Genomic DNA, 12,389 nt, shown 5'->3' on the forward strand with positions numbered 1-12,389 from the left:
AACAAGATAATTGGGTGTATATACATAATAATAGTACATACACCCAACTTAACCTAATCCATTATCCGGCGGATTTATTAGTTACCTTACAATAGCTCCACTATTGATATCACCATCAACAGTTGCTACAACTAAGTTTTTCTTAAGTGAAGCAGCTAATATCATACCTTCTGATAAGACCCCTCTTAATTTAACTGGTTTTAGGTTAGTTACTACAATAACCTTTTTACCTATCATTTCACCAGGTGAATAACTTTTTGCTATACCTGATACTATTTGTCTTACCTCACTGCCTATTTTTATTTTAGATACTAATAATTTATCAGCACCTTCTACTTTATTACATTCAATTACTTCTCCAACTTTTAATTCTACTTTTGCAAAATCATCTATAGAGATATAATCTTCCTCTTTTACTTCTTTTGGTTCTTCTTTTCCAGCTTTTTGGGCTTCTTCTAATTCTTTTATTTCTTTAGTGATATCTATTCTTGGGAATATGATATTACCTTGATTAACTTTTATATCCTTAGATAGTCTACCCCATTTTTTAGTACTTTCCCAAGTCATGATATCTTCATCTGTTATCCCTAATTGTTCTCTCATTAGTTTTGGTGTATTAGGCATAAAAGGTTCAATAAGTATTGATATTATTCTAAGGTTTTCTGCTAAATGATAAAGAACATTTGCAAGTTCTGGTTTTTTATCTTCATCTTTAGCTAATACCCAAGGTCTTGTTTCGTCAATATATTTGTTTGTTCTTCTTACTAAATTCCATATTTCAACTAATGCATCACTAAAGAATAATTGTTCCATTACAGTTTCAACTTTTTCTACAGTATCTTCTGCCATCTTTTCTACTTCAGAATCATATTCAGTAGCTTCAAATTTAGTATAGAATTCGTCACCAAAATATTTTTTGATCATGGCAACCGTTCTTGATACTAAATTACCTAAATCATTGGCAAGGTCTGAATTAATTCTCTGGATAAGTGTTTCATTAGTGAAGTTACCATCTTGTCCAAAAGCGATTTCTCTCATCAAAAAATATCTTATTGAATCTGAACCATATCTATCTACTAGTATCTTAGGGTCTACTACATTACCCTTGGATTTTGACATTTTACCACCGTTTATTACTAACCATCCATGTCCAAATACTTGTTTTGGCAAAGGCTCACCAAGTGCCATCAACATAGCTGGCCATATTATAGTATGGAATCTTACGATTTCTTTTCCTACTAAATGTACATCTACAGGCCAATATTTTTTATATTTTTCATCGTTATCTGAGTGATAACCTAGTGCTGATATATAGTTTGATAATGCATCCAACCATACATATACTACATGTCCCTTATCGAATTCTACAGGAATACCCCATTCAAATGATGTTCTAGAAACGCATAAATCTTCAAGTCCTGGTCTTAGGAAGTTATTAAGCATTTCGTTTTGTCTTGTTTTTGGCTGAATGAATTCTTCGTGTGATTCAATGTATTCTATTAGTTGGTCTTGATACTTGGAAAGTTTGAAGAAATAGGCTTCTTCTTTAACTTTATCCACAGGTCGTCCACAATCTGGGCATTTTCCATCTTCTAGTTGTCTCTCAGTGAAAAATGATTCACAAGGAGTACAGTACCATCCTTCGTATGAACCCTTGTAGATATCACCTTTATCGTATAAGTCTTTGAATATTTTTTGTACAGTTTCTTCGTGTTCTTTGTCTGTTGTTCTTATGAATTTATCATATGAAATATCCATAGTTTTCCACAGATCTTTTATCCAATCCACAATGTTATCCACATATTTTTTAGGAGTTATCCCCTGTTTGTTAGCAACTTTCTCTATTTTTTGTCCATGTTCATCTGTTCCAGTTAAAAACATGACATCATAACCACGCATTCGCTTGTACCTAGCCATAGTGTCAGCAGCTACAGTTGTATATGAATGACCTATATGCAACTTATCACTTGGATAGTATATTGGTGTTGTAATGTAAAATGGTTTTTTTGCCATTTGAAGTTCCTCCGTTCGTTTTTCTTATGATTATTATCTACGTAAATAGAGTAATTATTTATGATTCATAAGTTTTATCCTATTATATAGTAATAATCGTGCTTTTATCGTTATGATATATTATATAGTTTTAACAAAAAAAATGCAAAGTATTTTTTGCATTGGAAGTATAGCTTTTTGTGTATGTTGATTTGTTTGGTTGTATTATGGTGGACTAACAGATGTATAGGGGTGTCATATGTTTGGGGATAGTTTTTTTATGTATGTGGACTAACGGTTATATAGGGATGTAGTATAGGGTTCATTTTACTTCGCCTTACTCCAAGGACCGGTCTTCGTAAAATGAACCCTATACTACTTTCTCTGGTGGATACGTTCACCGCTTCCCATACTGAAGTTACTGTTCTTACTCCATCAAGAGTGGCAAATATATTAATAACCATATATAGTGATAAGAACGATTTTTACAGCTTGTTGTCATTCCTTTAAAACAGATAAGGACAACAAATGTAACGAGAGTGATTATCACTATATATGGTTTTCCCATACAACCGTTGTCGATTAAAACTACCTATCTCTAATACCCAGAATTAATCCTACAAATTTCTTAAGCCTTCAAAGTCTTAAACATATTAGTCTTATAAGCTTCTACGCCTGGTTGGTTGAATGGATTAACTCGTAATATGGTAGCTGATAGATAACAACCAAATTCAAAGAAATAGAATAGTTGACCCATATAGTAAGGTGTTAGCTTAGGTACATTCAATGCTAAAACAGGAACTCTACCTTCGTAGTGAGCTTTGACTGTAGCATCATATGCACTCTTGTTGAGGAAACTGAAGTCCTTACCGTTTAGATAATTGAATTCATCTATGTCCTCATTTTCAAGTGGGATAGGATAGCTGGATTCCATATCTTCTATATTGATAAATGTTTCAAATAATATTTTTTGTCCATCTTGAATATATTGTCCAAGCGAATGAAGGTCTTCTGAGAATGAGCATGATGATGGATAAATACCTTTTCCGATTTTTCCTTCACTCTCACCAAATAATTGAACCCACCATTTGTTGAAGTATTCCATTAATGGTTCGAATATCCCTAATACCTCAATGTTGTATCCTTTTTCTAGGAGCATGTTTCTTATTAGGGCATAGTTGATTACGTCATTATTATTAAGGCTTGCGGAGTGGATTGACTTTTCCATTTCACTTGCACCTAGTAGGAGTTGTCTTATATCTACTCCTGATACAGCGATAGGCAGAAGACCTACAGGGGTTAGGACGGAAAATCTTCCTCCAACGTCAAGTGGGAAAGGAAGTAGGGTGTATCCTTTCATCTTTCCTAGCTTCTCTAATGAACTTCCATTCAATGAACCTGTAGCTATTATTCTTTTAGCGGCTTCTTGTTCACCGTATGTCTTTTCTAGATATTGTCTAAGTACTCTAAATGTGATTCCAGGTTCTAGTGTAGCAAAATTCTTAGCTATTACATTAACGTAGACAGATTTGTTTTTTATTTTATCCATTATGTTATTAAGGTATGTTGGTGACAGGTTATTACCAGCGTATAGGATATCTACTTTGCTATCTCCCATGGCTTTTATAACTGCTCTAGCTCCTTGATTGGAACCTCCTACACCTATTAGTATGAAAACATCTGCATTTTCTCTTATTTCTGCTGCTTTATCCTCTATTTTCTTTAACATATCCTCATCATTAGAGTGATAGGTATTAATCCATCCCATTGAATCAGAATCTGTTGCTTTTGATTTCATACAATTTTCTAGTAATTGTTTCTCGTCTTCAATTCTTTTTTGTAGTTCTTCGTTGTTTATATATTTATCTACATTGGAATAATCTAAACATATTGACTTCATTTTAAAACCTCCTAATAATATGAAAATGATATTTTTAAAATTAATTGATTACGTTATTTAATCTGATTTAACTGAATATAATTGTTATAATGAACATAATTTAATAGTAATAATCTAATTTCAATTTAACATTCACCTTAAAGGGGAGAAACTAATGGGCAAAATTAATTTCAAGAATAAAACTATAGTTAGTATTTTAAGTATTTTTTTATTGATTTCACTAACTCTTCAAGGTTGTACTAAAAAACCTAATGATGATATAACATATATACCTGACTTACCATCTGAAAAACAGATTACAGAAAATATTAAGATAGACGATAGTAGTAGGTTTAATATATTTCTTGATAACATGTTTAAAGAGTACATCACATCTTCTCCACTGGAGATGTCTATGCTTATATCTTCTCCAAAGGAATTCGGATTACAAGATACCTCAGATAAATTAGATGATTTTAGCGATGAAGCTTTACAAGCGCAATATGATAATCTTCGTAATAATCTAAAAACCCTCAATACTTTTAATATGCATGGATTAACTAAGGATCAGCAATTTTCCTATAAAATAGTTCAATATTATTTGGAACTTAATATTGAAGGTGAAGAATATGTTGATTATACCTATAATATTAAGCATACCTTAGGTTTCCACATTGGTATACCTCTTACTTTATCCCAGATTCCTATCAAAAATAAAGCTGATGCTAATAATTTTATAACACGATTAAAACAATTTCCAACATCAATTGCCGCTCTCATGAAAGGTGAACAGGCTAAATCACAAAAAGGCTATATACAGCCTGAATACATTTCTAATAAAGTTATTGACCAGTGCAAAGCTTTTATGACACCACCACAAGAAAATTTTCTATACTTGGCATTCTGTGATTATATTAATCAATTACCTGATATGTCAGATTCTGAAAAGAAATCTATAAAAGCTGAATGTTTAAAAACAATCAATGAATATGTTTATCCTGCATATACTAATCTAATTGTAGAATTAGAGAAGATCAAGTCCCAGACAATAATTACATCTGGTGTATACACTTTTCCAAAAGGTAGAGAGTATTATGCACATCTAATAAAAGCTAATACTGGAACTAACATTACACCAGAAGACTTATTCGAGTGGGCTAATGATTCATTTATTGAGTCCTCTAGAGGAATACAGTCCATACTAGAAAAATATCCCGAACTTAATGAACTAAATAACCTACAGCCAAAACCTTTTAATAATTTTGAAGAGTTATACCAAAAATGCAAGGAATTGACTAACAAAAACTTTTATGATTATGATATTCCAAAGATCAATAGTAAAACTATCCCTAACTATTTGGAAAAAGATTTGCCAAGTGCATTCTATCTACCCGTTAGTATTGATTTAAAAAAATACGGAAATATGTTTTTACAAAATTCAGTTCACAGTAGTCTAAATATTAGTGATTTTCTTGTTGTTTGTCATGAGGGTATACCTGGACATCATTTTCAGTTTTCTATTGCATACCAACAAGAAAATATTCCTAATATAAGAAAGGCTATTGATTTTTCCTGTTTCTCTGAAGGCTGGGCATCATATATTGAAGGTTTGGCTTTTGGTTTCATTGATTACGGTAACCCGCAAATAAATCAATTGATGATATATAATCTTAATGCATCTTATTCACTTTTGACATTGATTGATCTATATCTTCACTACTATGGGTCTTCAAGAGAAGATATTATCAATACTTACTCTATATACTTTGGTGAACAAATAGAATCCATTGTAGATAGAGCAATAGCTAATCCAGGTGAAACATTACATTATGCATATGGCAGGTATTTCATCAATAATCTAAAAGAAAGAGCTATGAAATCCCTTGGTGATGATTTTGACATAAAAGAATTCCATAATGTCATATTAATCAATGGTGAAATTCCACTTTTTCTATTAGACGAAATTGTATCTGAATATATTAAAGACAAATTAAAGAGTTAAAATAATCATTTTCAAATAGAGCTGTCTAAGATAACCATAATTATACGGTTCATTAGGCAGCTCCATCTATTATTTAAATCAATGCCCTTTTATATATTTTGTTAGCTCATCAACCTTTATATCTCTTGATCATTTCTTCTAATGATACATTTTCGATTTTTGGAGCATAACCTACTGAGCCAAAATTAACAATTAAAGTTCCGACTACTTCTTTTACACCACGTCTGATACAATCTGTAATGTCTGAAACATCATTGTCAGGTTCATTTCCAGTTAATACAGTATCCATGATAGGTGTTAAATAGACTCTAGGGTCAAATGCACTCTTATTATTGTCCATAATAGACCAAATACCGCCTATTGAATCACTTTTTTGTTTGCTTGGATTACCTACGAAATATTCTCTGATGTTACGGGTAACCGCTAATCTAATATCTGTATCAACATTAATTTTACCTATACCTAAAGGTATGACTGACATCAATTCCTTTACAGAAATACCATATGCATTTTGAATATCTCCATCCAAGTTATTAATCTCTTCTACTATGTATCTAGGAACAGTTGATGAACCATGAGATACTAAAGCTCCGAAAATACCTTCATGTCTCAAGTTTTCCATAGAAGCTATAGCTATTTCTTTTCTAAGTTTTGCATTCTTTCCTTTTGAAGCCCCGTGCATTGTTCCATAAGAAATAGCAAGACAGTCAACTCCTGTTTTTCTGAAGAAATCACACACTTTCATTGGATTAGTATATGTAGATGTTTCTGAGAATACATGATCTTCAACACCTGCAAGTACTCCTAATTCACCCTCAACAGAAACTCCTTTTGGATGAGCATATTTAACGACTTCTCTTGTAAGTTCTACATTTTCATCATATGGTAAATGAGAACCATCAATCATAACTGAGGTAAAACCGTTATCAATAGCTGCTTTTACAGAATCAAAATCTTTACCATGGTCAAGGTGAATGACTATAGGTATTTTTGAATGCTCTCCTATTTTTCTAACGGCATCCGCTATTCTTTTTGCTCCTATTTTTTTATCTTCTAATGTTGCGTTCATGAAGTCTTTTCTTCCGCCCATAAATCCATTAGCTAAATCTGCAGCTTGTAGAATAGCTCCTGAACGAAACATTTCATGAACTTCTATAACTGCTTCTGCTTGAGCTACAGCATTTACGTTAAATGCTCCATGAGCAAATTTATATTTATTTGTCGCTTCTAACAAAGGTCTCAAAGGTACTATTGGCATAATTATGTCCTCCCGAATATATTTTTCTATATGAAAATATCAATACGTATCTACACTCATTTATATCTAATTGGAGCTGTCTATATATATTAATTCTTGGTGATAGGCAGCTCCATGTTATTAATTATCTACTCTATAAAACTTCATCTTTCATCATTAAATGCACACCAGCTGTTCTAAAAGTCTTAGGTAAAGCTAATATGTTAGGGTTATCTCCTACATATTTTTTAGCATCTTTTAGTGCATCTTCAAAAGTAGCACGTGTTTTCATACCCATAGCTCTTGCATATCCTGGCTCATAAGCTCCTACTGCATATACTGCTGAACAATTTTTCTCAGCTATATGTCCACATGATATCATTGAGAATGCATGATATGGATGATATCCATAGTTATATCTATATTTATCAATGTATTCTTTGTTATTAGATAAGTATTCTCCATATTTTTCTACATCTGGCAAAGTGTTATTATAATCTTTTTGGAATAATTCATATACTTCTCTATATGAAGGGAACTCTTCATCATGGAAATAACCGTTACAGATTGTTGAACATATAACTACACAGTTATCACTTAATATTCTCTTATGACGAATGATATTAGCAGCTATAGCTTGCATTATTAATATTGGGTTAGTTCCATGACCATTACCATAATGGAAATTTTGAGGCATACCAAAAACTACTACATCATATTTCTTTTCAGCCCAAGGGATAAATGTACGTTTATCAGCTTCGTCCCAAGATAATGGTTGAATAGATTCTCCATAGCCTGAAAAAACAGCTATCTGTCTTTGATAAGTATCTAGTACAGCATCACAACAGAAGAATTTCTTACCCATTTTATCTTCCATGTATTGGCTGATCTGGTCGAATTTTTGTCTCATTAAGCTTGTTTTTGTAACAGGTGTGAAGTCGTCTCTATGCATTACTCTTGGAATGTGATGTGCTCCTATACATTTCCAATGAGTTATTCCTGTGGCACTATGTTTATATCCTCCTGAATAACCTCCATAAGGATTACCAAGTGTATGTCCAATAAGAACTGCTAAATCAGATTCATAAACATCTTTGTTCATGATTATTCTATCACCATATTCGTTATATCCAAGGTCTACAAGATTATCCCAATCTTCACTATCATGATTAACTATTTGATGAGTATAATAAAAATCATTGAAAACTTTTTCTCCTAGAATATTTTTGATTTCTTCTTTTCTATTCTTTCTATGAAGACCATTACTACAGATTAATTTGATATCCTTCTTATCTACTCCAGCTTTTAAACACTCTTCAATAATAATGGGAATAGAAACTTTTCTATGTGAATTATCTTGGAATCCGCCTTTTACTCTATCAGGGAAGATAATAGTTACTTTTGAACCTTTTTTAACCTGTTTAGAAATAGGCTCAAGATCTATTGGGTTAAGAATAGATTGTCTTGTTACCTCTTCCAATTTCTCAGCAGGTATAATCTCAGGGTCTGCTACTGTTTCTCCTGGAATAAAAACATCAGTATTATCTGGTAAATTCGCTTCCATTAATCCTTGTCCATATTCAAATTGTAATTTCATTTGGTTACCTCCGTTTTTTTATTATTTATCCTAATATAAACTCACTGTCAAACTGTACAGAGAGATTTATTGATATTTATAGCTTTTACTCATTATTATGACTAAGTTTATGTAAACTTATTAACAATATTTCATAATTATATTTTTTAATCCTTCTGGCTCAAATGCAACAGGCTGAACGAATTTTGTAAGTGCAACTAAACCACCATTGATTGTATCAATACTTGCAATCATAGTTGCATTCTCTTCCTTCAATCCTCCACCATATACTACAGGTATATCATATCCAAACTCTTTCTTAACATAATCCTTGATACACTCTGAAACAAATGCTATATACTCTTTTCCTGGTGGTGTCTTACCTGGTCCAATCGCCCATATAGGTTCATAACCAATAACTATCTTATTATCCTTCATTACATCAGATGTATTATCAAGACATAACTGTAATTGCTCTTCTAAAACTTCTTTGATACGAGGCTTCTGCTCTTCAAAAGACCCTTCTCCTCTTTCCTCTGCTGTCTCTCCAATACATAACAAAACATTGATATCTTGTTTGAACGCACATATGACTTCATCATTAATCATGGAATTAACCGCAAAAGAAGCTTTTTTACTATCATAATCCTTATCAAATCTCTCAATAATACCAAGTTTATCTTTTCTTTCCTCAGAATGTCCAATTATAGACCAACTAAGTCCCATGCTCTTAGCTGCAGCTGCTGGTAGATTAGTAGTAAAAGCACCAAAATTACCACCTTTCGCAACATCCTCTCTATAAACACCCTCACTTCCCAAAAAGATATTAGCTCTAACATCTTCATCATAACTATTCAACTTCTCTATCGCAGGAATCAAAAGACATTCCGGCAATAAATAAGTAACCGTAATATCATCCAATGTACCAAGATTATTACTAATACTCTCAGCAATAACCCACTCAATCCATTCCTTGGAACTTTCCTTAGGACAAATACCACCCTTTGAAACAGGAACATCAAACCTCTTAAGATTCACAAATATTTCTTTCATAAATTTCCCTCTTTTCCTTTATTATTGACTTCTAAAATCAAGTATTAAACGTATTCTCCATCTATTTCCTACTAATCTAAATAAAACTTAAAATACTTACGTAATAATCGGTCGAAGGGTAAAGTGTTACAATCACGCAGACCGACCGCTTCTCAGGGTAAGGCAAGTGATTGTAACACTTTACCCTGACCCCTATCCCCCTCTTTAATACTTCATATCTTCTTACTAACTTCCTTATTCCTCTCAAAATAAGCATACTCAGGAATATCTCCACCAATTAACGGCTTACAATACTTAACAAAAGAATCTGTAACATCTATTCCATTCTCATGAATAAACTCTTTTGGCATCACTTTTTCATCCATCATTACCTTTTCAATAGGTATTAAAATATACTCACATTCATATGGCTCATTACTAACTCTATCAATACCAACCATCTTACCTGTATTACCAGCTAAAGCCGCCCTTACAGCTTCTCTACCTGCATCTATAGCTTCATCTCTATCAACCGAAGACTGTAAAGTAGCACTGGCACGTCCAACAATTCCTGGTTTTTCACTTCTTGCCTTGATACCTAGTTTTTTGATAACTAATTCAGCAAGATAAGAACCTACATCTCCAAAATATGTTGCTCTATCTGTCTTGAAAATAGGTGGTACAATAGGTTTACCTTGCTCATTTTTTAATCCTTCACTAGCTACTACAACTACGCCACCTAACTTATTATATAATTCCTCAACTTTAGCTAAAAATTCTTCCTCATTAAAAGGAACTTCTGGTAACAAAATCATATGAGGTGCATCATCTTTATTTTTTCTAGCAAGTGCTGAAGCCGCAGTTATCCATCCAACATTTCTTCCCATAGCTTCCACAATAGAAACATGTATCGGCATAGCTCTGACATCTTGTGCCACTTCTGATACAGCTGTCGCAATATATTTTGCCATGCTTCCAAATCCTGGGCTATGGTCTGTAACAGCTAAATCATTGTCGATGGTCTTAGGTATTCCCATAACTTTTATATCAAGTTCTTTTGCTACCTTAGCTAGGTTACCACAAGCATCCATAGTTCCATTACCACCATTAAACAGTACGTATTTAATATCATGCTTTTTAAGAATTTCTACCATCTGCTTATATTCTTTTTCATATAATGGTGTTCTTGATGTACCAATTGCTGTGGCAGGTGTTGTCTTTAATAATTCAATTTTTTGTTGTGGTTCTTTATTGAAATCAACAAAATCTTCATTTAAGAATCCTGCTGTACCTCCTAGTGCACCGTATATAGATTTTATTTCTTCATTTTTTTTGGCTTCCATAATAGCACCATATAAAGAAGCGTTTATTACTACTGTAGGTCCGCCGCCATGGACGATTAGCATATTGCTCATTTGATGTTTCCTCCTTTTGTACCAAACGTTTGGATATATGATAAAAAATTATGAGAGCTATCTATAGTTATTAATTTATAGCTCTACAACTTTCTCTTTCAATAATTGTAAAAGGTACATTGACACGTACAGGTAAAGTATGACCATTTTCAATCTTATCTATAAGCATCTTTACTGCGAATTTTCCCAGTTCAACTTTCGGTACCTTTATAGTTGTTAATCCAGGTGTTACATATTCTGATAATTCAATATCATCAAGTCCTATTATTGATATTTCTTCTGGTATTTTTATATTGCTTTTATGAAGTGCCTTCATTGCTCCAATAGCAACTAAATCATTAGCGCAAAAAATCGCTGTTGGTAATTTATCTTTTCCTAACCTCTTAATCATGTTATCCATTCCAGTGAATCCATCAGCTGTAGAAAGCTCTACATTTTCTATATACTCTTTATTTACCGTTACACTGTGCTTATACAAGGTATCTAAATACCCTTCATATCTATGTTCATTAATTACATTTTCTAACTCTTTTGTTGAGCCGATAAATCCAATTTCTCTATGATCCAAACTAATTAAATATTCTACTGCTGCCATTGCTCCTTTATATCCATCACATATAACCTCATCAAAACCTGCATCCACATAGTTGACTCCTGTATAAACGATATTCTTGATATTCTGTTTCAAGAAGTTAAGGACATCTTCGCTGAATCTTCCAAGTATAACAGCCCCATCAACAGGATTGGTTGTCAAGTTATTATATAATGATGAAAACGACATATCACAAGATGAAAATGAATATCCAAGTATATATCCTCTTTTTGATACTTCATCTTGAATACCTCTAGCTATTTGTGAGAAGAAAGGATCATTATATGTGTCTTTGGTTGATGTAAAAATGCAACCAATAGCTCGTGTATTAGTGTTTTCTATAATGCTTTCTTGTCCTTTAATCAAATTTCTTGCGTTTTGATTAGGTACATAGCCTAGTTCTCTTACTATTTTCCAAACCTTATCCTGAGTTTCTTTACTTGCTGGTTTATTAGTATCGTTATTGATAACTCTGGATACAGTAGATATTGAAACTTGTGCTTTTTTAGCAATCTCTTTCAATGTTACGGACATTTGTAATTCCCCAATTCTTTGTAAAAACTAATCCAATCGTTTGGATTAAGTTTATTATATCATTGGAGTTTTTTGTTGTCAATTAAATTAAATGATAGCCTTTTAGTTATATGATTGATTTATGATAATG

Annotated in this window: 8 protein-coding genes; 1 reads left to right on the forward strand and 7 read right to left on the reverse strand. The window is 32.5% G+C overall.

What is annotated here, in order from left to right; all coding sequences use genetic code 11:
• Positions 1–81: 81 nt before the first annotated feature.
• Positions 82–2,013, reverse strand: a complete 1,932-nt coding sequence (gene metG / locus ACX6CF_RS19760; protein ID WP_458787091.1) for a methionine--tRNA ligase — start codon at positions 2,011–2,013, stop codon at positions 82–84.
• A 607-nt stretch (positions 2,014–2,620) separates the two neighbouring features.
• Positions 2,621–3,892 (reverse strand): glucose-6-phosphate isomerase, encoded by a 1,272-nt coding sequence (locus ACX6CF_RS19765; protein WP_458787092.1) that lies wholly within the window; start codon positions 3,890–3,892, stop codon positions 2,621–2,623.
• Positions 3,893–4,046: 154 nt separating this feature from the next.
• On the opposite strand from ACX6CF_RS19765, the gene ACX6CF_RS19770 reads away from it, so the two are divergent.
• Complete coding sequence (locus tag ACX6CF_RS19770) at positions 4,047–5,873, forward strand: DUF885 domain-containing protein (protein WP_458787093.1); 1,827 nt, start codon at positions 4,047–4,049, stop codon at positions 5,871–5,873.
• Between the two features lie 109 nt (positions 5,874–5,982).
• Here ACX6CF_RS19770 and ACX6CF_RS19775 read toward each other — a convergent pair whose 3' ends face one another.
• The 5 genes from ACX6CF_RS19775 to ACX6CF_RS19795 form a co-directional block, all read right to left on the reverse strand.
• Complete coding sequence (locus ACX6CF_RS19775; protein ID WP_458787094.1) at positions 5,983–7,131, reverse strand: class II fructose-bisphosphate aldolase; 1,149 nt, start codon at positions 7,129–7,131, stop codon at positions 5,983–5,985.
• Positions 7,132–7,264: 133 nt separating this feature from the next.
• A complete protein-coding gene (locus ACX6CF_RS19780; RefSeq protein WP_458787095.1) occupies positions 7,265–8,707 on the reverse strand; it encodes a lactate racemase domain-containing protein in 1,443 nt (480 codons plus the stop codon).
• 120 nt (positions 8,708–8,827) lie between these two features.
• Positions 8,828–9,739, reverse strand: a complete 912-nt coding sequence (locus ACX6CF_RS19785) for a triose-phosphate isomerase (RefSeq protein ID WP_458787096.1) — start codon at positions 9,737–9,739, stop codon at positions 8,828–8,830.
• A 212-nt stretch (positions 9,740–9,951) separates the two neighbouring features.
• On the reverse strand, positions 9,952–11,133 hold the full coding sequence (locus ACX6CF_RS19790) for a 6-phosphofructokinase (RefSeq protein ID WP_458787097.1): 1,182 nt from the start codon (positions 11,131–11,133) through the stop codon (positions 9,952–9,954).
• Positions 11,134–11,203: 70 nt separating this feature from the next.
• The gene (locus tag ACX6CF_RS19795; RefSeq protein ID WP_458787098.1) at positions 11,204–12,259 is read right to left on the reverse strand and encodes a LacI family DNA-binding transcriptional regulator; all 1,056 of its coding nucleotides are present in this window, start codon (positions 12,257–12,259) and stop codon (positions 11,204–11,206) included.
• Positions 12,260–12,389: the final 130 nt, after the last annotated feature.

The sequence above is a fragment of the Vallitalea sediminicola genome (genome assembly GCF_054408565.1).

Excerpts from the sequence above, each read along its gene's own strand:
- metG (WP_458787091.1), bottom strand. The coding sequence starts at position 2,013 with ATGGCAAAAAAACCATTTTACATTACAACACCAATATACTATCCAAGT.
- ACX6CF_RS19765 (WP_458787092.1), bottom strand. The coding sequence starts at position 3,892 with ATGAAGTCAATATGTTTAGATTATTCCAATGTAGATAAATATATAAAC.
- ACX6CF_RS19770 (WP_458787093.1), top strand. The coding sequence starts at position 4,047 with ATGGGCAAAATTAATTTCAAGAATAAAACTATAGTTAGTATTTTAAGT.
- ACX6CF_RS19775 (WP_458787094.1), bottom strand. The coding sequence starts at position 7,131 with ATGCCAATAGTACCTTTGAGACCTTTGTTAGAAGCGACAAATAAATAT.
- ACX6CF_RS19780 (WP_458787095.1), bottom strand. The coding sequence starts at position 8,707 with ATGAAATTACAATTTGAATATGGACAAGGATTAATGGAAGCGAATTTA.
- ACX6CF_RS19785 (WP_458787096.1), bottom strand. The coding sequence starts at position 9,739 with ATGAAAGAAATATTTGTGAATCTTAAGAGGTTTGATGTTCCTGTTTCA.
- ACX6CF_RS19790 (WP_458787097.1), bottom strand. The coding sequence starts at position 11,133 with ATGAGCAATATGCTAATCGTCCATGGCGGCGGACCTACAGTAGTAATA.
- ACX6CF_RS19795 (WP_458787098.1), bottom strand. The coding sequence starts at position 12,259 with ATGTCCGTAACATTGAAAGAGATTGCTAAAAAAGCACAAGTTTCAATA.